This is a genomic window from Vogesella sp. LIG4, from assembly GCF_900090205.1.
Classification (GTDB): Bacteria; Pseudomonadota; Gammaproteobacteria; order Burkholderiales; family Chromobacteriaceae; genus Vogesella.
In genome coordinates this window covers 247,556-269,124 of the sequence record NZ_LT607802.1, presented here as the reverse complement: position 1 = coordinate 269,124, position 21,569 = coordinate 247,556, and the positions used below count along the sequence as shown (strand labels likewise).

General features: G+C 65.8%; 24 protein-coding genes. 10 read left to right on the top strand and 14 right to left on the bottom strand.

The features are described from left to right. Positions 1 to 26 precede the first annotated feature (26 nt). Entirely contained in the window at positions 27 to 908 is an 882-nt protein-coding gene (gcvA, locus tag PSELUDRAFT_RS01240; protein ID WP_088965131.1) for a transcriptional regulator GcvA, read from the bottom strand. Positions 909 to 986: 78 nt separating this feature from the next. Between gcvA and PSELUDRAFT_RS01235 the strand changes: the two genes are divergently transcribed. Together PSELUDRAFT_RS01235 and PSELUDRAFT_RS01230 are read left to right on the top strand one after the other, a co-directional pair. Beyond that, positions 987 to 1,538: a chromate transporter gene (locus PSELUDRAFT_RS01235; RefSeq protein ID WP_088965130.1), complete on the top strand. Its 552-nt coding sequence runs from the start codon at positions 987 to 989 to the stop codon at positions 1,536 to 1,538. Further along, positions 1,535 to 2,053 carry a chromate transporter gene (locus PSELUDRAFT_RS01230; RefSeq protein ID WP_197693921.1) on the top strand — a complete coding sequence of 173 codons (519 nt, stop codon included), beginning with the start codon at positions 1,535 to 1,537 and terminating at the stop codon, positions 2,051 to 2,053. Before PSELUDRAFT_RS01235 ends, PSELUDRAFT_RS01230 begins: the two co-directional genes overlap by 4 nt. Here PSELUDRAFT_RS01230 and PSELUDRAFT_RS01225 read toward each other — a convergent pair. After that, the gene (locus PSELUDRAFT_RS01225; RefSeq protein WP_088965129.1) at positions 2,028 to 2,825 is read right to left on the bottom strand and encodes a hypothetical protein; all 798 of its coding nucleotides are present in this window, start codon (positions 2,823 to 2,825) and stop codon (positions 2,028 to 2,030) included. The genes PSELUDRAFT_RS01230 and PSELUDRAFT_RS01225 overlap by 26 nt on opposite strands. A gap of 30 nt (positions 2,826 to 2,855) precedes the next feature. Beyond that, a complete protein-coding gene (locus PSELUDRAFT_RS01220) occupies positions 2,856 to 3,605 on the bottom strand; it encodes an alanyl-tRNA editing protein (protein WP_231895278.1) in 750 nt (249 codons plus the stop codon). 96 nt (positions 3,606 to 3,701) lie between these two features. On the opposite strand from PSELUDRAFT_RS01220, the gene PSELUDRAFT_RS01215 reads away from it, so the two are divergent. After that, entirely contained in the window at positions 3,702 to 4,370 is a 669-nt protein-coding gene (locus tag PSELUDRAFT_RS01215) for a pseudouridine synthase (protein WP_088965127.1), read from the top strand. A gap of 20 nt (positions 4,371 to 4,390) precedes the next feature. Here PSELUDRAFT_RS01215 and PSELUDRAFT_RS01210 read toward each other — a convergent pair whose 3' ends face one another. The 10 genes from PSELUDRAFT_RS01210 to PSELUDRAFT_RS01165 form a co-directional block, all read right to left on the bottom strand. Beyond that, positions 4,391 to 4,891 carry a DUF456 domain-containing protein gene (locus PSELUDRAFT_RS01210; protein WP_088965126.1) on the bottom strand — a complete coding sequence of 167 codons (501 nt, stop codon included), beginning with the start codon at positions 4,889 to 4,891 and terminating at the stop codon, positions 4,391 to 4,393. Positions 4,892 to 4,984: 93 nt separating this feature from the next. Next, positions 4,985 to 7,042 (bottom strand): polyphosphate kinase 1, encoded by a 2,058-nt coding sequence (ppk1, locus tag PSELUDRAFT_RS01205; protein ID WP_088965125.1) that lies wholly within the window; start codon positions 7,040 to 7,042, stop codon positions 4,985 to 4,987. Positions 7,043 to 7,279: 237 nt separating this feature from the next. Next, positions 7,280 to 7,549 carry an oxidative damage protection protein gene (locus tag PSELUDRAFT_RS01200; protein ID WP_088965124.1) on the bottom strand — a complete coding sequence of 90 codons (270 nt, stop codon included), beginning with the start codon at positions 7,547 to 7,549 and terminating at the stop codon, positions 7,280 to 7,282. A 112-nt stretch (positions 7,550 to 7,661) separates the two neighbouring features. After that, complete coding sequence (argA, locus tag PSELUDRAFT_RS01195; protein ID WP_088965123.1) at positions 7,662 to 8,972, bottom strand: amino-acid N-acetyltransferase; 1,311 nt, start codon at positions 8,970 to 8,972, stop codon at positions 7,662 to 7,664. Positions 8,973 to 9,203: 231 nt separating this feature from the next. Next, positions 9,204 to 9,497 (bottom strand): hypothetical protein, encoded by a 294-nt coding sequence (locus PSELUDRAFT_RS01190; protein ID WP_088965122.1) that lies wholly within the window; start codon positions 9,495 to 9,497, stop codon positions 9,204 to 9,206. Positions 9,498 to 9,536: 39 nt separating this feature from the next. Continuing rightward, positions 9,537 to 10,940, bottom strand: coding sequence for a S41 family peptidase (locus PSELUDRAFT_RS01185; RefSeq protein ID WP_179947565.1), 1,404 nt, complete (start codon positions 10,938 to 10,940; stop codon positions 9,537 to 9,539). Positions 10,941 to 10,971: 31 nt separating this feature from the next. Beyond that, the gene (locus PSELUDRAFT_RS01180; RefSeq protein ID WP_088965121.1) at positions 10,972 to 12,282 is read right to left on the bottom strand and encodes a murein hydrolase activator EnvC; all 1,311 of its coding nucleotides are present in this window, start codon (positions 12,280 to 12,282) and stop codon (positions 10,972 to 10,974) included. Further along, positions 12,279 to 13,805 carry a 2,3-bisphosphoglycerate-independent phosphoglycerate mutase gene (gpmI, locus tag PSELUDRAFT_RS01175; protein ID WP_088965120.1) on the bottom strand — a complete coding sequence of 509 codons (1,527 nt, stop codon included), beginning with the start codon at positions 13,803 to 13,805 and terminating at the stop codon, positions 12,279 to 12,281. The genes PSELUDRAFT_RS01180 and gpmI overlap by 4 nt, the downstream gene beginning before the upstream one ends. Before the next feature lie 194 nt (positions 13,806 to 13,999). Further along, entirely contained in the window at positions 14,000 to 14,449 is a 450-nt protein-coding gene (locus PSELUDRAFT_RS01170; RefSeq protein WP_088965119.1) for a DUF4442 domain-containing protein, read from the bottom strand. 69 nt (positions 14,450 to 14,518) lie between these two features. Then, positions 14,519 to 15,133, bottom strand: a complete 615-nt coding sequence (locus PSELUDRAFT_RS01165; RefSeq protein ID WP_088965118.1) for a LysE family translocator — start codon at positions 15,131 to 15,133, stop codon at positions 14,519 to 14,521. Positions 15,134 to 15,260: 127 nt separating this feature from the next. On the opposite strand from PSELUDRAFT_RS01165, the gene PSELUDRAFT_RS01160 reads away from it, so the two are divergent. Next, the gene (locus PSELUDRAFT_RS01160; RefSeq protein ID WP_197693920.1) at positions 15,261 to 16,169 is read left to right on the top strand and encodes a LysR family transcriptional regulator; all 909 of its coding nucleotides are present in this window, start codon (positions 15,261 to 15,263) and stop codon (positions 16,167 to 16,169) included. 4 nt (positions 16,170 to 16,173) lie between these two features. Here the strand turns inward: PSELUDRAFT_RS01160 and xseA are convergent, their stop codons facing one another. Continuing rightward, a complete protein-coding gene (gene xseA, locus PSELUDRAFT_RS01155; protein WP_088965117.1) occupies positions 16,174 to 17,529 on the bottom strand; it encodes an exodeoxyribonuclease VII large subunit in 1,356 nt (451 codons plus the stop codon). 367 nt (positions 17,530 to 17,896) lie between these two features. Here xseA and PSELUDRAFT_RS01150 point away from each other — a divergent pair, with 367 nt between their 5' ends. From PSELUDRAFT_RS01150 to adk, 6 genes are read left to right on the top strand one after another with little or no spacing between them, the layout of a single operon-like run. Then, complete coding sequence (locus PSELUDRAFT_RS01150; protein ID WP_088965116.1) at positions 17,897 to 18,508, top strand: MotA/TolQ/ExbB proton channel family protein; 612 nt, start codon at positions 17,897 to 17,899, stop codon at positions 18,506 to 18,508. 2 nt (positions 18,509 to 18,510) lie between these two features. After that, complete coding sequence (locus PSELUDRAFT_RS01145; RefSeq protein ID WP_088965115.1) at positions 18,511 to 18,930, top strand: biopolymer transporter ExbD; 420 nt, start codon at positions 18,511 to 18,513, stop codon at positions 18,928 to 18,930. Positions 18,931 to 18,968: 38 nt separating this feature from the next. After that, entirely contained in the window at positions 18,969 to 19,934 is a 966-nt protein-coding gene (gene lpxK / locus PSELUDRAFT_RS01140; protein ID WP_369800076.1) for a tetraacyldisaccharide 4'-kinase, read from the top strand. Then, positions 19,924 to 20,106, top strand: coding sequence for a Trm112 family protein (locus PSELUDRAFT_RS01135; RefSeq protein WP_088965113.1), 183 nt, complete (start codon positions 19,924 to 19,926; stop codon positions 20,104 to 20,106). Before lpxK ends, PSELUDRAFT_RS01135 begins: the two co-directional genes overlap by 11 nt. After that, positions 20,103 to 20,870, top strand: coding sequence for a 3-deoxy-manno-octulosonate cytidylyltransferase (gene kdsB, locus PSELUDRAFT_RS01130; RefSeq protein ID WP_088965112.1), 768 nt, complete (start codon positions 20,103 to 20,105; stop codon positions 20,868 to 20,870). Before PSELUDRAFT_RS01135 ends, kdsB begins: the two co-directional genes overlap by 4 nt. A 28-nt stretch (positions 20,871 to 20,898) precedes the next feature. After that, entirely contained in the window at positions 20,899 to 21,555 is a 657-nt protein-coding gene (gene adk, locus PSELUDRAFT_RS01125; protein WP_088965111.1) for an adenylate kinase, read from the top strand. Positions 21,556 to 21,569 lie beyond the last annotated feature (14 nt).

Here is a 21,569-nt window from a genome sequence, read left to right as displayed (position 1 = left end):
CGGCACGCCGGGGCTTCCGCCCTACATCAGCTTTCGCCTTCCTCCTCCAGCCAGGCGCAGAAGTCCGCGCACAGCGCATCTTCCGCCAGCGCCAGCGGCAGCACCCAGGAATAACCGCGCACCCGTACCCGCGGCCCGTCCAGCGGGGTGACCAGCTTGCCGCTGGCCAGCAGTTCCTCGATCACCGGCAGTGGCCCCAGCGTGATGCCCAGGCCGTCGATGGCGGCCTGCAGCGCCAGGTAGTAATGGTCGAAGTGCTGGTGGCCGGCAGCCTGCAGCGCCGGCTGCCCGGCAGCGGCCAGCCAGCGCTCCCAGGCCACCGGGCGCGTTTCCGAATGCAGCAGGGTGTGCTGCGCCAGGTCGGCGACATCGCGCAGCGGCAGCCGCGCCAGCAGCGCCGGGCTGATGGCTGGCAGTTCGTGCTCGGTGAGGAAGGTGTGCGACACGAAGCCATGCCAGTGGTCGTTGCCGCGGCGGATGGCGATGTCGAAATCGGCATGCTGGTTGTTGATGGCGGCGTCCGAGGTGGCCAGCCGCAGCTCCACACCGGGGTGGCGGCGCTGGAAGCGGGTGAGCCGCGGCAGCAGCCAGTGCATGGCCAGCGTGGGGGTGACGTTGATGCGCAGCAGCCGCGGCCGGTTGCTTGTGAGTTTTTCGGTGGCCGTGGCAATGCTGTCGAAGGCGTTCTGCAAGGTGGGCAGATACTGGCGGCCGGCGTCGCTCAGCTGCACGCGGCGGCCGTGACGCAGGAACAGCGCCACACCCAGCCAGTCTTCCAGCTGGGCGATCTGGCGGCTGACGGCGCCGTGGGTGACGTTGAGCTGCTCGGCGGCGGCGGAAAAGCTTTCCAGCCTGGCGGCGGCTTCGAACACGCGCAGGGCGTTCAGAGGTGGCAGGCGACGATTCATGCTTGTGAGTTTATGGCACAAACGATGGCGAAAAAACTCGTTTGTGACGCCAGGCGGTAACAGACTAAGCTTGCGGACATGACAACGCTAGTGGTGCCCGATCGGCGGGCCTTGTTTGCCGGTTTCTTCATGGTGGGGCTGTCCGGTTTTGGCGGCGTGCTGCCGCATGCGCAGCACATGCTGGTGGAGCGGCGGCGCTGGCTCAGCCAGCAGCAGTTTGCCGAAATGCTGGGCCTGGGGCAGGTGCTGCCGGGGCCGAACATCGTCAACGTGGCGGTGGCGGTGGGGGCGCGCTTTCATGGTGCCAGCGGGGCGCTGGCTGCCTGCGGCGGCCTGTTGCTGGCGCCGCTGGGCGTGGTGCTACTGCTGGCCAGCGTGTATGCCAGCTACCAGCAGTTGCCGCTGGTACAGGGCCTGCTGCGCGGCCTGGGGCCCACCGCCATCGGCCTGATCTTCGGCATGGCACTGAAGTTGGCCGCACGCCTGCCGCGCCGCGTGCTGCCGTGGCTGTTGCTGCTGGCCACCTTTGTCGCGGTGGCCATCTGGCAGCTGCCGCTGTTGCCGGTGCTGCTGTTGCTGGCCACGCTGGGCATTGCCGCCAGCTGGTTCTGGCCGGGGAGCACGCGATGATGCTGTGGACGCTGTTTGCCTTGTTTGCCCAGTACTCGCTACTGGCGGTGGGCGGTGCGATCTCGGTGCTGCCGGAAATCCACCGCGTGGTGGTGGGGGAGCTGGGCTGGATGAGCGGCGCGCAGTTTGCCGCGCTGTTTGCCATTGCCCAGGCGGCGCCGGGGCCGAACGTGCTGTTCGTCAGCCTGATCGGCTGGCAGGTGGCCGGCGTGGCAGGGGCTGCGGTGAGCCTGCTCGGCATCTGTCTGCCGTCGTCACTGCTGAGTTTCTTCGTGATGCGCGGCTGGCAGCGCATACAGGGCAGCCGCCTGGCGCGCGCCATCGAATCCGGGCTGGCGCCGCTGACTGCCGGCCTGCTCCTGGCCGGCGGCACCTCGATGCTGCGGGCACTGGCGCCGGTGCATGGCGGGGTGTGGCTGTGTGCCGCCAGCGCGCTGCTGGCCTGGCGGCTGCGCATCAATCCGCTGTGGACTCTGGCCGCTGGCGGGCTTATGGGGATGTTGGGCTGGGTGTAGCCGCTGCCGGTGCCGAGGCGCCCGGCGGGTCCTGGTCGAACTTGCAGCCGCAGAGCACCTCATCGACGGGTGCTGGTGGCTTATCGCACCAGGCGGCACGGAAGAAGGCTGGCGAGTTCCAGCGCTGGTGTGGCTGCCAGCCACCAGGCGGCAGGTGCAGCCCGCGGATGCCGAAGCGCGCCAGGTCTTCCGGCGAGTAATCGAAGCCCACGGACTGCGGTACCGCCTTGCGCCATTGCTCATGTTGGCCGCAGACGGTAATCAGCTGGCTGACGCCGATGCTGCCGTAGAACGTCTGCTCCTGCTGCTGCCACAGTTTGATGTCGTCGCGGGCCGCCTGCTGCCGGGCCGGCTCGTGCGGCCATCTGGCGCGGATGATGGCCTGCCAGTCCGGCTGCAGCGCACCGCCATGCCACAGCAGCATACTGCCGTCTTCCAGGTACTTTTCCCGCCCGGCCGGAAACACGTAGTTGGCGCAGGACGATGCGCATTGCTCGCGCACGCGCACGTCCAGCCCCCATCCGTGTACCAGGTAGCCCAGATACATGCCCAGCCGTGCATCGCCGCCGGGGCTGTTGATCTGTAGTTCGCGCGGTTTGACCGTGCTTTGCTGGTACAGCAGCTCCAGCTGCCGGATGGTATCCAGCGCCAGCGGTCCCTCGTACTGCAGCGTCCCGCCATCCGCGCTCAGGCTGGCGCGGGCGGGGTCTTCGGCCGCTGCCGCCGTGCACAGTACGGCCAGTAGCGCGGCGATCAGGTAGCGGGTGGACATGGCGGGCTCCGGTGAAGGTTGGCCGCAGGCTCAGGGCGCGTCGGCCAGCGCAATGACCACGCGCTTGTTGCGCGCGCCCTTGCTCTCGATCTTTTTCACCACGACCTGGCCGATTTCACCGGTGCTGCGCACGTGGGTACCGCCGCAGGGCTGCAGGTCGATGCCGTCGATGGCCACCAGGCGGATTTCCGGCAGCTCCAGCGGCGGCGTCACCGACATGGTCTTGATCAGCTCCGGCTGCGCCTTCAGCGCCGCGCCGCTGGTCATCTGCACGCTTACCGCGTGGTTGGCGGCAATCAACGCGTTCAGCTCGCGCTCGATGTGGTCCTTGTCCAGCTCCATGCCTTCCGGCAGGTCGAAATCCAGGCGCCCGGATTCGGCGCTGAGGTTGCCGCCGGTAACGCCGGCCTTGATCACGCAGGACAGCAGGTGCAGACAGGTGTGGATGCGCATGTGGCGGTGGCGGCGCGCCCAGTCCAGCTCCAGCGTTACCGCGCTGCCGGTGGCCAGGCGCGGCGCATCGGCGGCGACGCTGTGCACGATGGCGCGGCTTGCCTTGTCGCGGCGGGTGTCGCTGATGGCGAGGCGGCTGCCGTCGGCCAGCAGCAGGCTGGCGCTGTCGCCGGGCTGGCCGCCGCCCAGCGGGTAGCACAGGGTATCGGCCAGCACGATGCCGGCCTCGTCATGGCTTACTACCGTGGTGGCGAGCGTGGTCTGGTACGGGTCGATGTAGAAACGTTCCGGCATGATGTCCTCTGCTGTTGTGGTGGTGCTTGTCATGACAGAGTGCTGGCGGCAGGCGCGCTTTTCAAGTGACATGACGGACAGCTGCCGCTTGCGCGATAATCGCCGGCTGTTTTTCCAACCGAAGCCACCATGTCGCTGCATACCCTGGATCACTACAACCCGCCGCCGGACGAGGGGCTGCGGCTGCTGTACGCCGACGAGGCGCTGCTGCTGGTGGACAAGCCGTCCGGCCTGCTCAGCGTGCCCGGCCGCGGCGAGGGCTTTGCCGACTGCCTGATCGCCCGCGCGCAGCGCGAGTTTCCGGATGCGCTGATCGTGCACCGGCTGGACATGGCCACCTCCGGTATCCTGCTGCTGGCGCGCGGCGCGGCCATGCAGCGTGCGCTGTCGCTGCTGTTCGTCAGCCGCGTGGTGCACAAGACCTATACCGCGCTGGTGTCTGGCCGCCTGGCAGGGGATGGCCGCATCACGCTGCCGCTGATCTGCGACTGGCCCAACCGGCCGCGGCAGATTGTGAGCCTGCAACTGGGCAAGCGCGCCTGCACCGACTGGCAGGCGCTGGGCTACGATGCGGCCAACGTTTGCAGCCGGGTGGCGCTGGTGCCGCATACCGGGCGCACGCACCAGCTGCGGGTACACATGCAGGCGCTGGGGCATCCGATACTGGGCGATGGCCTGTATGCCACGCCGGAAGGGTTGGCCGCAGCGCCCCGGCTGATGCTGCACGCCAGCCGGCTGCAGCTGCCGCATCCGCTGAGCGGTGAGTTGTTGGACATCCACTGCCCGGCGCCGTTCTAGCCGCCTCGCCAGCCGTTTCCCTAGGCACTGGCGGCGCTGAAGATCAGCGCGCCGCCAAACACTGCCAGCATGGCAAAGGCACAGGCGATCTTCACCGCGGTGCCGGCCAGGAAGCCAAGAAAGGTCGCCACGCCTACCTTGCCGGCCTGTGGCAGCGAACGCCGCGCCCGCAACTCGCCCAGCATGGCGCCGATGATGGGGCCGACGATGGCGCCGAACAGCCCGAGGAACATGCCGACCAGCCCGCCGATGCCGGCGCCCAGCAGCGCCTGGCGGCTGGCGCCGCTCTTGTGTGCGCCAAGCAGGCCGGCGAGGCTTTCCATCAACATGCCCAGCAGTGCCAGCATGCCGATGGCGATCAGCGGCCACATGCCGACGTGAGCGAAGTTGTCCAGCCATGCCGCCAGCAACATGCCGCTGCCCAGCAGCAACAGCCCGGGCAGGGTGGGGTAGAGGGTGGCGATCGTGCCGCCCAGCATCAGCAAAACAGCAAGGGTGTAGCCCAGCCAGTGCCATGCCATGGTGCGCTCCCGTATTGGTGATGGCAGAAAAGAATACGGCGCCGGTGGATTAGTTCCACCCGCGCCGTGTCAGCTGCAAACTTCGGGGCAATCCTAGCTGGTGTATTCCTGCAGCAGGATCTCCTGCGCGCAACGGCCCCTGCCGCGTGCCACGCGGCGGCGGTAGCTGCCGTCCGACTGCATTTCCCAGGTATTGGCGTTGTCTTCCAGGTAGATCTTCAGGCCTTCCTTGATCACCTTGCGTTTGAGCTTGGCATCCAGGATGGGCACGCAGGTCTCGATGCGGCGGAACAGGTTGCGGCCCATCCAGTCGGCGCTGGCGATGAACAGGTCTTCCGCCTTGTCGTTGAAGAAGTAGAACACGCGGGTGTGCTCCAGGAAGCGGCCAACGATGGAACGCACGGTGATGTTCTCCGACAGCCCTTCCACGCCGGGGCGCAATGCACACACGCCGCGGATGATCAGCTGGATCTTCACCCCGGCCTGGCTGGCGCGGTACAGCGCGCTGATCACCTGCGGCTCCAGCAGCGCGTTCATCTTGGCGATGATGTGCGCCGGACGGCCCTCCTGCGCATGCTGGATCTCGCGGTCGATGGCGCTCATCAGCATGTTGTTGAGGGTGAACGGCGACTGGTACAGGTGCTTGAGCTCGCCGGCATGGCCCAGGCCGGTGATCTGCACGAACAGGTCGTTGACGTCGCTGGCGATTTCCTCGTTGGCGGTCAGCAGGCCGAAGTCGGTGTACAGACGGGCGGTGCGCGGGTGGTAGTTGCCGGTGCCCAGGTGCACGTAGCGCTTGAGGCGGCCCTGCTCGCGGCGCACCACCAGCAGCATCTTGGCGTGCACCTTGTAGCCGAACACACCGAACACCACGTGGGCGCCGGCATCTTCCAGGCGGTTGGCCCAGCTGATGTTGGCTTCTTCGTCGAAGCGCGCCATCAGCTCCACCACCACGGTCACTTCCTTGCCGGCGCGGGCGGCGGCAATCAGCGATTCCATCAGCACCGAGTCGGTGCCGGTGCGGTACACCGTCATCTTGATCGCCACCACGTCCGGGTCGGTGGCGGCTTCGTTGAGCAGGTCGATTACCGGCTGGAAGCTCTGGAACGGGTGGTGCAGCAGCATGTCTTCCTGGCGCATGGCGTCGAACAGCGGCACCTTGTTGGCCAGCGGGCGCGGCAGGGTGGGCAGGAACGGCGCGAACTTCAGGTCCGGGCGTTCCACCTTGTCCGGCACCTGCATCAGGCGCACCAGGTTCACCGGGCCATCGACGCGGAATACGTCCTGCTTGCTGAGGTTCAGCGTGCCGGTGAGGAAGTCCTCCACATGCTGCGGGCAGGTGTCGGCAATCTCCAGCCGCACCGCGTCGCCGAACTGGCGCTGACGCAATTCGCCCTGCAGCGCGGTGCGCAGGTTCTTCACGTCCTCGTCTTCCACGTTCAGCTCGCTGTCGCGGGTGACGCGGAACTGGTAGCAGCCCTTCACCGTCATGCCGGGGAACAATTCGTGCACGTGCGAGTGCAGGATGGAGGACAGGAATACGAAGGTTTCCGCGGTGCCGCCGGACAGCTCCGCCGGCAGCTTGATCACCCGCGGCAGGATGCGCGGCGCCTGCACAATGGCAAGGCCGGATTCGCGGCCGAAGGCATCGGTGCCTTCCAGCTCGACGATGAAGTTCAGGCTCTTGTTCAACAGCCGCGGGAACGGATGCGACGGGTCCAGCCCGATCGGGGTGAGGATGGGCATCAGTTCGCGGAAGAAATAATCACGCACCCACTCGCGGTGCGCGTGGTCCCACTCGTTGCGGCGCAGGAACACGATGTTCTGCTGGCGCAGCGTCGGGAAGATTTCCTCGCGCAGCAGGCGATACTGCTCGCGTACCAGGTCGTGCGCGGCATCGGACAGGTGCGCCAGCACTTCGCCCGGGGTACGACCGTCGGCCAGGATGCGGTTGGGGGTGAGCTGGGCCGCTTCCTTCAACCATGCCACGCGCACTTCGTAGAATTCGTCCAGGTTGGAGGACACGATGCACAGGAATTTCAGCCGCTCCAGCAGCGGCAGGCGCTCTTCCTCGGCCTGTGCCATTACGCGGCGGTTGAATTCGATCAGGCCCAGTTCGCGGTTGAGCAGATTATCGTTTGGCGTGGTCATTTTTTATGCTGTCCGGGTAGTGTGAGCGGCAAAAAAAGCCTCCTGTGAGGCACGGTCTTACCGAGACGCCAGTCGAGCGTAACGCGGCCCCTGGCGGGGCGGGACGGGTAGTCGGCTGCATACAGCCGGGCGCGATTCCGATTCCCCTGACAACGAGGCCCGGCAGTGCCGGGCCCTGCTATCGAGATGCTGTTCGCCAGCGCTGCGGTAGGCATCAGCTGGCGAAGGCCTGCCGCCTTACTGCTGCGGGGTGAAGCCGGCTACCTGGTCGGCACCCTGGCCGAAGAAGTAGGCTTCCAGCTGGGCGGCCAGGTACTGGCGCGCACGCTGGTCGGCCAGGCTCAGGCGGTTTTCGTTGATCAGCATGGTCTGGTAACGCAGCCAGCCCTGCCAGGCTTCCTTGGATACGTTTTCGAATACGCGCTGGCCCAGTGCGCCCGGCAGCGGCGGGAAATCCATGCCTTCAGCTTCGCGACCGAGTTTCACACAGTTAACCATTCTTGCCATGATGCATTCCTTGCAAAAGTTCTGACACAGTAGACAGTCATTGTGACACAGCGATGACGGGTCACCAACCTTGCTGCCCGCATGGGCTGTCGGCGGTCAAGTCCGCCACGGTTCAATCCAGCGATTTGATGAATACCTTGGAGCGGCGGTTGTGGTTGTACAGCTCCTTGCGCGACGCCGGCAGGTCCACGATCTCGGACGGCTTGAAGCCGCGCTCCACGAACCAGTGCGCGGTCTGGGTGGTGAGGATGAACAGTTTCTTCAGGCCGCGCAGCCGCGCCTGCTTTTCCACGTGCCCCAGCAGAAGGTCGCCAAAGCCGCCCTTGCGCCGCTCCTGGCTTACCGCCAGGCAGGCCAGCTCGGCCATGCCTTCGTCCGGGAACGGGAACATCGCCACGCAGCCGCAGATGCGCTCGTCGTGCTCCACCACGAAGTACTGGCGGATGCGCATCTCGAAGTGCTCGCGGCTGCGCTTGATCAGGATGCCCTGTTCTTCCAGCGGGCGGATCAGCGCCATGATGTCGCCCACGTCGTCGATGGTGGCTTCGCGCACTTTCACCAGCGCGTCGCGGGCGATCATGGTGCCGGTGCCGTAGTCGGTGAACAGCTCCACCAGCAGCGCGCCATCCTCGGCATGGCTGACCAGGTGCGCGCGGCCAACCCCTTCGCGGGTGGCGCGGATGGCGTAGGGCAGGCTGACGGCGATTTCATCGCTGTCCACGCCGCGCTGCTGGATCGCCTCGGCCTGCTCGGCGGAGATGGCGCTGTGCAGTACGCCGTCGCTGTCCACCAGGCCATTGCTCTGCACCATGAAGATCAGCTTTTCCGCCTTCAGCGCGATGGCGGTCTGGCAGGCGACTTCTTCCATGGTCATGTTGAAGGCTTCGCCGGTGGGCGAATAGCCGATCAGCGACATCAGCACCAGTTCGCCCTGATCCAGGCGCTTGTTGATGGCGCCGGTGTCGATCTTGCGCACCCGGCCGCTGTACTGCATGTCGGCGCCGTCGATGACGCCCAGCGGCTGGGCGGTGACGAAGTTGCCGCCGGCCACGTGCAGGCAGGCGCCGTGCATCGGCGAATTGGGCATGCCCATCGACAGTACGGCTTCCAGGTCGTGGCGCATGCCGCCTACCGCGGCCTTGACCGCCTCCAGCGTGGCGGCATCGGTGATGCGGCGGCCGTTATGGAACTGGCGCGGCAGGCCACGGATGCGCAGCTGTTCATCGATCTGCGGGCGGGCGCCGTGCACCAGCACCACGCGTACCCCCAGGCTCACCAGCAGGTTGATGTCCTGCGCCAGGCCATGCAGATTGCCGCGGGCGATGCACTCGCCGTTGACGGCAAGCACGAAGGTCTTGCCGCGAAAGTTATTGATGTAGGGAGCAGCCTCGCGAAAGGCCAGCACGAATTCGGGATGCAGCATGCGCAGCTCCAGACAAAAGAGGCCGGAAAAAGCGCAAGGTTAGCAGGAATGCCGCGCTCTTGGGGCCGCCAGGGTTGGCCGCAAGGCCTCTGCGTGCGTTCACGAGCTGGCGAGCCAGCGCGAGAGGGGGCGAAAACGGCCGGGGAAGCGGAGCTTGCGCAGGGCAAATGCGCATTCATTAAGCATGCTGAACGCGGTATCGCCGACGCACAGCAGATCGCGAACCGGCGCTCAGCGTTCCTGCCGCTGCTGCAGCTGTACCGCTTCGCCGTAGCAGATCAGCCGCTGCTGCAGCTGCTGCCACCAGCGCCCGGCCAGCTCGATGCGCGCCGCCTCCAGCCGCGCCAGGATGCGCGCCAGGCTGCACAGCGGCTGCAGCTCGTAGACCAGCATCAGCCGCGACAGCTCCGGCATGGCCAGCACCCGGATATCGAAGCCGTGGCGCAAAAGCGATGCCGCACGTTCCACCTGCTGCGGGTCAGCCAGGTACAAGGTGCGGCATTTGCGCTGTTCCGACGACATCATGGCTGGCCTCCGGGGCCGGCCACGATGTCAGCAGGCGGGTCAGGACGGGTTTTTCTTCTGCTGCAGGATCATCTGCACCTTGAGCACATTCAAGGCCTGCTCCAGTTGGGTGTCAACCACCGGTTTGCCGTTGGCGTCGGTGGCCTCACCCGGCTTGGCCGCCGGTTTGGCCGGCTGCTGTGGCTGCGGCGCCGCCGGTTTACTGTTGGTCTTGCTCGGTGCTTCCTCGCCGCCGTTCGGGTTGGTCAGGTGCTTGTCCAGATCGGCTTCGCGGATGCGGAAGGCCGAGCTGTCATCATTCGGGTCTGCTGCCACGATGTCCGGCACGATTCCCTTGGCCTGGATGGAACGGCCGCTAGGCGTGAAGTAGCGCGCGGTGGTGAGCTTGATGCCGCCATCGTTGGACAGCGGCAGTACCGACTGTACCGAGCCCTTGCCGAAGGTCTGGGTGCCCACGATCATGGCGCGCTTGTGGTCCTGCAGCGCGCCGGCCACGATTTCGGATGCCGAGGCGGAGCCGCCGTTCACCAGTACCACCAGCGGCACGGTTTTCAGTTCCGCCGGGGATTTGGCGTAGACATCCTTGCCGCCGCGCGGATTGTACTGGCCGGCGAACAGGCGCATCTTGGAGTCGGCGGCGCGGCCATCGGTGTACACCACCAGCGCATCCTTGGGCAGGAAGGCGGCGGAAACGCCCACGGCGCCGGTCAGCAGGCCGCCCGGGTCGTCACGCAGGTCCAGCACCAGGCCGTTCAGCGGTGCCTTGTTTTCCTTGTAGAGCCCCTCCAGCGCGGTGGCGAAGTTCTCCACGGTGTGATCCTGGAACTGTGCCACGCGCACGTAGCCGAAGCCGGATTCCAGCATGCGCGACTTCACGCTCTTGGTCTGGATCACGGCGCGGGTCAGCGTCAGCACGATGGGCTTGGCCTCGGTCTTGCGCGCGATGGTGATGGTGACCTTGGTGCCCGGCTTGCCGCGCATTTTCTTCACCGCATCGTTCAGCGACAGGCCGCGTACCGGGGTGTCGTCGATCTTGATGATGAAGTCGCCACTCTTCACGCCGGCCTTCTGCGCCGGGGTGTCCTCGATAGGCGATACCACTTTCACCAGCCCGTCCTCGCTGCTGATCTCGATGCCGAGGCCGCCGAATTCGCCCTGGGTGCCTTCGCGGAATTCCTTGAATGCCTCGGGATCGAAATAGTCGGAGTGCGGGTCAAGGCCGGACAGCATGCCGCGGATCGCTTCGTTGATCAGCTTCTTGTCATCCACCGGCTCAACGTAATCCTGCTTGATGCGGCCGAACACTTCGGCAAAGGTGCGCAGCTCGCTCAGCGGTAGTACGCCATCGCCCTTGTCGGCAAAGGCCTGGACGCTGAGGGTGAGCGCGCCACCGAGAATGGCGCCGGTGGTCAGCAGAGTCAGCTTGCGAATGCGTGTATTCATTATCTGGTTCTCGTTGGTTGTCTGCGTGCCGTCAGCCCGCCCAGGAAAGCGGATTGATCGGTCTGCCCAGGTAGCGCAATTCAAAATAGAGGCCGGTTTCGCCGCCGTCCATGCTGCCGGCGGTGCCCAGTACGTCCCCGCCATGCAGGGTGGCGCCCTGGCCGCGCACCATGGTGCCGAAGCCGGTGTAGACGGTAAGGTAGCCGCCGCCATGATCTATGATCATCGCATTGCCGAAACCGCGCAATGTATCGGCATAAACTACCTTGCCGTCGGCCACGGCGCGTACCGGTGTGCCCGGCGCGGCGTGGATGAAGATGCCTTTCCAGGTATTGCCTTCGCCACGGCGGGCGCCAAAGCGGCCGATGAGCTCGCCGGACACCGGCAGTTTCAGCTTGCCCTGCAGGCTCTTGAAGGCCTTGCCGCTGGCGCTGCCATCCACCACTTCGTCCACGGTTTCGACTGGCGGCGGGGTTTTCGGTTCCGGTGGCGGTGCCTTGCCCTGTTTTTTCGCCGCCGCTACCTGCTGGCGGTGTTTTTCCGCTGCCAGGCGTACGGCTTGCTCACGTGCTTTCTTGCGTTCCGCCGCCTGGCGGATGGCTTCCTGCCGGCGGCGTTCCAGCTCGGCGTTGATGCGTTCGATCAGCACCGACAGCTGTTTTTCGTTTTCCTTGAGCTGCACCAGCTGGCCCTGCTGCGCGCGGATGCTGGCGTCCAGCTGGGTGGCCTGCGCCAGTTGCTGGTTCTTGGCAGCCTGCAGCTGGCGTTTTTCCTGCACCTTGCCGGCGGAAAGGCGGCCCAGGCGCACCAGTTCGTCTTCCAGTCGCTGGGTCAGCGCCGCCAGCTGGATTTCCTGCTCGTTCAGCTTGTCGATCAGGCTTTGCTGCGCGCGGGCGATATGGGTGTAGTAGGTGAGGTCGCGGCCGGCCTGGTTGGGGTCGGCCTGGTTCAGCATCAGCGCCATGGCGTCGTGCTGGCCGCGCTTGTAGTTGCTGGCCAGCAGTTTGCCCACGCGCTGGCGGGTGGCCGCTACCTTGAAGCGCACCGCCTGCAGTTCCTGCTGATACTGCTCCAGCTGCTGGCTGGAGTTGCCTTTTTTCTCCTCCAGCACGGCCAGTGCCTGGTGCGTTTGCGCCAGCGCCTGTTCCGATTCGGCAATCGCGCTGGCAGCCTGCTTGCGCACGGCTTCCTTCTTGGCGATGTCCTGCTGCAGGGTGGAAATCTGTTTGCGCACAGCCTGCAGATCCTGCTGCGGGCGCGCAGGATCCGGCTGTGGTTTGCCTGCGGCAAGCGCGGGGGTGGCCGCGGCTGCCAGCAGGCTGAGCAACAACAATTTGTTCACTGGAATTCGATCAGCGAGTGGCCGGTCATTTCGGCCGGTTGTGGCAGACCCATCATCGCCAGCAGGCTGGGGGAGATGTCGCGCAGCGCGCCACCCTGTTCCACGGCGGCCTTGCGGCCAACGTACAGGAACGGCACTTTTTCCAGCGTGTGCTGGGTGTGCGCCTGGTGATGGACTTCGTCGTGCATCTGCTCGCAGTTGCCGTGGTCGGCGGTGATCAGCACTTCGCCGCCGATGGCCAGCATGGCGTCCACGCAGCGCTGTACGCAGCTATCCAGCGTTTCCACCGCCTTCACCGCGGCATCGAACACGCCGGTGTGGCCCACCATGTCGCAGTTGGCGTAGTTGCAGATGATGGCGGCGTACTGCTTGCTGCCGATGGCGGCCACGATCTTGTCGGTGACTTCCGGCGCGCTCATCTCCGGCTGCAGGTCGTAGGTGGCAACCTTGGGCGAGGCTACCAGGATGCGGTCTTCGCCCGGGTAGACCTGCTCTTCGCCACCGTTGAAGAAGTAGGTGACGTGCGGGTATTTCTCGGTTTCGGCGATGCGCAGCTGCTTCAGGCCAAGTTGGGACAGGTACTCGCCCAGGCCGTTGCTGATCTTCTGCGGCGCGTAGGCCACCGGGTTCTTGTAGGCTTCGCCGTAGCTGGTCAGCGTCACGTACTGTGCAAACTTCGGCTGGCGCAGCGCGAAGCCGTCGAAGGCCGGGTCGGTCAGCGCGCTGGTGAGCTGGCGCGCGCGGTCGGCGCGGAAGTTCATGAACACCACCACGTCGCCGTCCTGCATCGGCAGCGGCTCGCCAATCACCGTGGCCTTGACGAATTCGTCGTTCTCACCGCGCTCGTAGGCGGCAGCAAGTGCTGCCAGCGGGCTGGCGGCGCTGTATTCGCCCACGCCTTCGACGATGGCGTTGCAGGCCGGAGCCATGCGCTCCCAGCGCTTGTCGCGGTCCATCGCCCAGTAGCGGCCGCAGACGGTGGCCACGCGGGCGTGCGGGCAGGCGGCCAGCACGTCGTCCAGGCGCTGCAGATAGGTCTCGGCGCTGCGCGGCGGGGTGTCGCGGCCGTCCAGGAAGGCGTGGATGGCGATGCGGCCAACCCCGGCGGCTTCGGCGGCGCGGATCAGCGCAAAAATGTGGTTTTCGTGGCTGTGCACGCCGCCATCGGACATCAGGCCCATGATGTGCAGGGTGCTGCCCTGGGTGCGGGCGGTGGCAATGGCGCCGGCCAGTACCGGGTTGCTGCCGAAGCTGCCGTTTTCGATGTCGCAGTCGATGCGGCTGATGTCCTGCTGCACCACGCGGCCGGCACCGATATTCAGGTGCCCCACCTCGGAGTTGCCGAACTGGCCCGAGGGCAGGCCGACCGAGCCTTCGGAGGCGTCGATCACACCGTAGGCGTAGCGGGATTTCAGGTTGTCGATATTGGGGGTGTTGGCCGCCAGGATGGCGTTGTCGTCGCCTTCCAGGCGGTGGCCGAAACCGTCAAGAATCAGCAGAAGAACCGGCGTTACCGTACTCATGTGTTTTCCGTGCGTGCAATGTCAGGGGTGGGCGCAGTCGCAGGCTGCCTCCCACCAGGGTGCAAGAACGGAATAGTACAGGCTGCGCCGCCGCTGGGCGAGTACCGGGACTGCTTTGGCGATGGTATTGGATCGCGCCGAAGCTGTCAGGTGCGGCAGGCGGCGGGTGTTGGTAACCCGCCCGCTACGTGCGCTCAGTGTGGCTGTTTGCGGCGGATGTACAGTGTCTTGTGTACCCGCGCCACCAGCTCGCCCTGCCGGTCGGTGATATCCACCGTGAGCTGCGGCAGGTGCTTGCTGCCGTCGGCGGTGGCGGCGCGGGCCGCCTGCAGCCAGGCCTCATCCAGCCGGAAGCGGGCGCTTACCGTGCCGCGCCCCGGCTTGATGTAGTCGATGCTGCCGGCCTTGTCCCACACGATGTAGTCGCGGCCCAGGTTCTTCAGTGTCATCAGCATGAAGAAGGGGTCGGTCATCGAATACAGGCTGCCGCCGTAATGCACGCCCACGTAGTTGCGGTTGGTCAGCCCCAGACGCAGGCGTACATCCACCTGGCGCCAGTCCGGCGCGATGCGGCCAACCCGAATGCCGGCGCCCAGGAACGGCGGCCACAGATTGAAGACGAATTTGGCGAGGCGATGGTGCATGGTAGTGGTTAAACGTTTGTTTGAATTTGCCTATCGTCGATAAATTGCCAGTCGGCGTCAAGCGGCACTTCAGGCCAGGTTGCTGGCTGCCAGCAGCAAGCCCAGCATGGCCAGAACGCTGCCAATGCCGCGGTTGAGCGTGCGCTGGCGCTGCAGCAGCCGGCTGCGCACCGCCTGGCTGGACAGGCCGACCGCCACCACGGCAAACCACAGCAGGTGAGCCAGCGACATGAACAGGCCATAGCCCAGCTGCTGCCACAGCGGGGTATGGCTGCTGACCACCTGGCTGAAGGTGCTCACCACGAACAGTGTGGTCTTGGGGTTGAGCGCGTTGCACAGCAGGCCGCTGCGCAGCGCCTGCCAGCTGCCGGGGGCCGTCTGCGCTGCCTGGGCGGCATCGCTGATCGGCGGGCTGCGAAAGGTGCCGATACCGATATGGATCAGGTAGCCCGCGCCCAGCCATTTCAGTGCGCCCAGCCATAGCGGCGAGGCGGCCAGCAGCAGGCCGAGGCCCAGCAGGGTATAGCTCACATGCAACAGCACGCCCAGGGCGATGCCGCATGCGGCCAACAGGCCGGCGCGGCGGCCGTGCAGCAGGCTGAACCGGCTGACCATGGCGAAATCGGCGCCGGGGCTGATGACGGCAAGCAGGGTGATGGTGGCAACGGCAATGAGTTCCAGCATGGTGCGCTCTCGTATCCATGGTTGATCAGGAATCACGCATCACGGCTGCAACAGCAGCTATGACTTGTGACTGATCGCCATTTTCGGCAATGTATCTGCAGATGAATAACGATGATGGTGTAGCCGGATGCTTGAGGAAAACTCACGTAATCTGCGTGGCCTGCCCAGCCTGAATGCGCTGCGGGTGTTCGAGGCGGCGGCGCGCTGGCAGAGCTTTGCCCGGGCGGCGGACGAGTTGTGCGTGACGCATGGCGCGGTCAGCCGCCAGGTACGGCAGCTGGAGGACAGCCTGGGCGTGGCCCTGTTCGAGCGGCGCAACCGCGCGGTGTTTCTCACCCAGGCCGGGCAGTTGCTGCTGGGTGGCTGCAGTCAGGCGCTGCAGACGCTGGCCGAGGCGGTGGATGCGGTCAGGGCGCAGCCGGCAGTGCGCCCGCTGGTGTTGTCCTGCGAACCCACGCTGGCGATGTACTGGCTGATTCCGCGCCTGCCGCGCTGGCAGCAGCTGGCGCCGGATCTGCCGCTGCATCTGCTGGCGGCAGGCGGGCCGGTGGATCTGTGGCGGGGGGGCGTGGATGCGGCGTTGCGGCGCAATGACTTTGCCTGGGGCCGCGACTGCCATGCCGAGACCCTGGCGGCGGAGTACATGCTGGCGGTGCAGGCGCCATCGTTGGCCGCATCGGCGGCCCTGCTGCACAGCCGCAGCCGGCCGCAGGCCTGGGTCAGCTGGCAGCAGCTGGGCATGCCGCTGCCGCCCTATGCCAGCCAGCAGTCGTTCGAGCATTTCTATCTCAGCCTGCAGGCCGCGCAGGCCGGCGTGGGCTACGCCCAGGCATCGCTGTACATGGCGGCGGACGCCCTGCTGGCCGGGCGGCTGCTGGCGCCGCAGGGCGGCATCGCCGATGGCTCCGACTACGTGCTGCTGACTGCCGCCGGGCGGGAGCAGGAAGCCGGTATCAGCCGGCTGCGCACCTGGTTGCAGCAGGAGCTGCTGGCTACCGTGCAGGCGGTGCGGGAGGTGGTGACGCTGCGGCCCTGAGCGTTCAGAACGGCAGCTGGCTCTGCGTGCCGCGTTCCTGTTCCACCCGGGCGTGGGCGCGGCCTTCTGCCAGTTGCAGCTGGATGGCTTCGCCGTCGTGCAGCTGTGCCGGCGAGTGGATGACTTGGCCGGCTTCGTTCTGCACGATGGCGTAGCCGCGTGCCAGTACTGCTTCCGGGTTCATGGCCAGCAGGGTGGCTTCCAGTTTGCCCAGCGCCAGCTGTTGCTGCCCCAGCTGGCGGTGCACCGCAGCGTGCAGGCGCTGCTGGCCCTGTTGCAGGCGATGCTGCAGGCCCGGCAAGGCCGGCTTGCCCTGCGCCAGGCGGTAGCGCAGGCTGTCCAGCCGCCATTGGCGCTGGCGCAGCATGTCCTGCAGCCGCTGGCGCAATTGCAGGCCGTGGCGTTCCAGCAGCTGCTGCTGTTGGCGCAGTTTTTCACCGGGGTGTTGCAGGCGGCGGCCAAGGAAGTCCAGCTGCTGGCTCTTGTCGGTGAGCAGGCGCGACAGCGCGCGTTCCAGCTGGCGGCGGGTGAGGTCCAGCCCCTGTTGCAGTGCCTCGCGGCTGGGCGAGACCAGCTCGGCGGCGGCGGTGGGGGTGGGGGCGCGGCGGTCGGCAACGAAATCGGCGATGGTGAAGTCGGTTTCGTGGCCGACACCGCTGACCACCGGCAGCTTGCTGGCGAAGATGGCGCGCGCCACCGCTTCATCGTTGAACGCCCACAGGTCCTCGATGCTGCCGCCACCGCGGCAGACGATCAGCACGTCCACCTCGGCGCGACGGTTGGCCGCATGGATGGCGGCCACGATCTGTGCCGGCGCGGTGCTGCCCTGTACCTGGGTGGGGTAGAGAATCACCTCGATGCCGGGCATGCGCCGGCGCAGGGTGGTCACCACGTCGCGCAGCGCGGCGGCGGCGGGGGAGGTGACGATGCCCACCCGGCGCGGGCTGGCGGGCAGCGGCTGCTTGTGCCGATTGTCGAACAATCCTTCGGCCTCCAGCTTGGCCTTCAGGCGGGCAAACGCCTCGTACAACCGGCCCAGGCCGGCAGCGCGCAGGGTGTCGACGTTGATCTGGTAGTCGCCGCGCGCCTCGTACAGGGTAACGGTACCGCGCAGTTCCACCTGCATGCCTTCCGCCAGGCGAAAATCCAGCTGCGACAGCTTGTTACGGAACATCACGCAACGGATCTGCGCATTGCTGTCTTTCAGCGAAAAGTAGCCGTGGCCGGATGCCGCCAGGGTAAGGTTGGAAATCTCGCCGCCTATCCACATCGGTGGCAGGCCGGACTCCAGCAGGTCGCGCGCCATGCGGTTGAGGGTGGCGACGGAGATGACATCGTTTTGGTTGGCGGGGAAAAACATGCTTGTCAAGTCATCCACAGCGGGTTATTCGGAAGGCGCACAAGCGATTGTTGTTTGTGCATGCCATGCAATAGATGCATTTAAAAAAGCAAAAACCAATAAAATCAATGGTTTACTTTGCTGGTGTATTTTGTGGGCATTCCAGCGCCAGGCGCATAGATGCTGGCTCCGCTGCGGTGGAATGCCGTTCATCCACAGAGTTATCCACAGCTTTTGTGGATGAAGAGCAAAAGCCCTGCAAAAATCGGTACTTAGCCCGGGAACTTAAATTGCATTCGCGATGCATGAAGCCGCTGCACTCGTGTTGCGCCAATGCAGCCTACCCGATAAAGTTTAGCGCTTGCCCAATCACGGGAGAATCCCCATCGTGTTGTCCATTATTGAAGCCGCCGGCTGGCCGATCTGGGCCATCATCATCGCCTCGGTCATTTCTCTTACCATTACCCTGGAGCGTTTTTACAGCCTGCGCACACCGCTGGTGGTGCCCAAAGGCCTGCTGGCGCAGACGCTGCAGGAATACCGCCGTGCCGGCGCCAGCCGCGAAGTGGTGAACGAACTGCAGCGCCATTCGCCGCTGGGTCGCCTGTTCGCCGCCGGCCTGCGCCAGGTGGGCAGCTCGCGCGACGTGATGAAGGAAGCCATCGAAGACGAGGGCCGTGTGGTGGCGCATGAGCTGGGCCGCTACCTCAACACCCTGGGCACCATCGCCGCCATGGCGCCGCTGCTGGGCCTGCTGGGCACGGTAATCGGCATGATCGACATCTTCGGCTCGCAGTCGCCGGCCGGTTCCGACCCGCGCGCGCTGGCGCACGGCATCTCCACCGCGCTGTACAACACCGCGCTGGGCCTGGTGGTGGCGATTCCCAGCATGATCTTCTATCGCCATTTCCGCGCCCGCGTTGACGACTTCCTGGTGGAAATGGAAGCGCAGGCCGTACGTCTGGTGGAAGCCATTCATGGCGAGCGCCGCGGAGACTGAGCATGAATTTTCGACGCCACGGCCAGCGTGAGGAGCCGGAGATCAACTTCATTCCGTTGATCGACCTGCTGCTGGTGATCCTGATCTTCCTGATGGTCACCACCACCTACTCGCACTACTCCGAGCTGCAGGTGAATCTGCCGCAGGCGGAAGGCAAGGCCGACGATCAGAAGAACAGCCCGCTGCGGGTGGAAGTCAGCCGTCACGGCGATTACCGCGTCAACGGCCAGGCGCCGGCGGCGCCCAATGTGACGGCGCTGACCGAACTGCTCAAGTCGCAGGCAGCCGGCAAGACCCAACCGGTGGTGATCATCAGCGCCGATGCCGAATCCACCCACCAGTCGGTGGTGACGGTGATGGAGGCGGCGCGTTTTGCCGGCCTGTCGCAGCTGACCTTCGCCACCCAGATGGGGCCGAAGTGAACCGGCTGGAACGACACTGGTACCAGCCCCGCTGGTGGATGACAGCCCTTCTGGCCTTGCCCGAAGGGCTGTTTGCTCTAGTGGCCGCGCTGCGGCGCGCGCTGTTCCGCTACGGGCTGAAATCCAGCCGGCGCCTGCCGGTGCCGGTGGTGGTGATCGGCAATATCAACGTGGGCGGGGTAGGCAAGACGCCGCTGACGCTGGCGCTGCTGCAGGCCTTTGCCGCCCGCGGCGTGAAGGTGGGGGTGATCAGCCGCGGTTATGGCGGCAGCCACCGCGAGCCAACCGAGGTTGGCCGCAACACCCCGGCCAGCCTGGTGGGCGACGAGCCGCTGCTGCTGGCCGCCGCCGGCGCGCCGGTGGTGGTGGGCCGTGACCGCGTGGCGGCCGGGCAATTGCTGCTGGCGCATCATCCGGAAGTCGAATTGCTGCTCAGCGACGACGGGCTGCAACATTACGCCATGCGCCGCACACTGGAGATCGTGGTGATCGACGGCGAGCGTGGCCTGGGTAACGGCCACCTGCTGCCGGCCGGCCCGCTGCGCGAGCCGGCATCGCGGCTGGCCAGCGTGGATGCCGTGGTGGTCAACGGCGAGCAGCGTACGGCAATAGACTGGCCGCCGCGGCTGCCATTGTTCCGCCAGCGCCTGCTGCCCGGTACGTTCCAGCACCTGGCCGGCAGCCTGTCGCCACGGCTGGCTACCGATTTTGCCGGCCAGAAAGTGGTGGCCATGGCCGGTATCGGCAACCCGGAACGCTTCTTTGCCACCCTGCGCGGCATGGGGCTGGTGTTGCAGCGCACTATCGCACTGCCGGACCACCACGACTTTGTAGCGACGGACATTCCGGACGATGCAGATGCAGTGATTGTTACCAGTAAGGACGCGGTGAAGTTGCAGTGCGTCAATCATGCTAGACTATGGTTCCTGCCGGTAACGGCACAGCTGGAGCCCGATTTGGCCGGCTGGATTTTGTCCCGATTGAAAGAACTCCATGGACGCTAAATTTCTCGAGATTCTGGTTTGCCCGCTGTGCAAGGGCCCCCTGGTGCAGGACAAGGCAAAGCAGGAACTGATCTGCAAGGGTGACCGTCTGGCCTTCCCGGTGCGCGACGGCATCCCGATGATGCTGGAGAGCGAAGCGCGCGAACTGGCGCCCGAGGAAGAGGTGCAATGAGCGGCTTCCTGGTGGTGATTCCGGCGCGGCTGTCTTCCAGCCGCCTGCCGGAAAAACCGCTGGCCGACATCGGCGGCAAGCCGATGGTGGTGCGCGTGGCTGAACGCGCGCGCCTGTCTGCGGCCAACCGTGTGGTGGTGGCAACCGACCACCCGCGCATCCTGGCTGCATGCGAACAATATGGCGTGGAAGCAGTGCTGACCCGCGCCGACCACCCCAGCGGCACCGACCGTCTGGCCGAGGTAGCCAGCCTGCTGGCGCTGCCGGACGATGCCGTGGTGGTGAATGTGCAGGGCGACGAGCCGCTGATCGAACCGGCGCTGATCGACCGCCTGGCAGCACTGCTGGGCGAGAGCAGCGCGCCGATGGCTACCCTGGCACACGATATCCACAGTGCCGCCGACATGTTCAACCCGAACGTGGTCAAGGTGGTGCTGAACAAACAGGGGCACGCGCTGTACTTCAGCCGTGCGCCCATCCCCTTTGCGCGCGATGCCTTTGCCACCAGCAGAGAATCGTTGCCGGCCGGTCTGCCGGTATATCGCCACATCGGCATGTACGCCTACCGCGCCAGCCTGCTGCATACCTACAGCCAGCTGGCACCCGCCCCCCTGGAGCAGTTCGAGGCGCTGGAACAGCTGCGCATGCTGTGGCATGGCCATGCCATTGCCGTGGAATGCGTTGCCGATGCGCCCGCTGCCGGCGTGGACACCCCGGAAGACCTGGAACGGGTGCGCGCCGTGGTGGCTGGATCCACCCGATAACACAACAACTACTGATTGGGAGTAAACGATGAAGCTGATTCTGTTGGGCGCTCCGGGCGCAGGTAAAGGCACCCAGGCCAACTACATCAAGGAAAAATTCGGCATTCCGCAGATTTCCACCGGCGACATGCTGCGTGCTGCGGTGAAAGCCGGCACCCCGCTGGGCCTGGAAGCCAAGGCGATCATGGATGCCGGCGGCCTGGTGCGCGACGACATCATCATCGGTCTGGTGAAAGAGCGTATCGCCGAGGCCGACTGTGCCAACGGCTTCCTGTTCGACGGCTTCCCGCGCACCATTCCGCAGGCCGAGGCGATGAAGCAGGCCGGCGTGGACATCGACTACGTGGTGGAAATCGACGTAGCGGACGAAACCATCATCGACCGCATGTCCGGCCGCCGTGTGCACGTGGCTTCCGGCCGTACCTACCACGTGAAATACAATCCGCCGAAGGCGGAAGGCGTGGACGACGTGACCGGCGAGCCGCTGGTACAGCGCGACGACGACAAGGCCGAGACCGTGAAGAAGCGCCTGGACGTGTACCACGAGCAGACCGAGGTACTGGTGGGCTTCTACTCGCAGATGGCCGCTTCCGGCGACAGCAAGGCGCCGAAGTACGTGAAGGTAAACGGCGTACAGGCCGTGGAAACCGTGCGCGACCAGGTGTTTGCCGCGCTGGGCGCCTGATGCCGGCGTAGCTG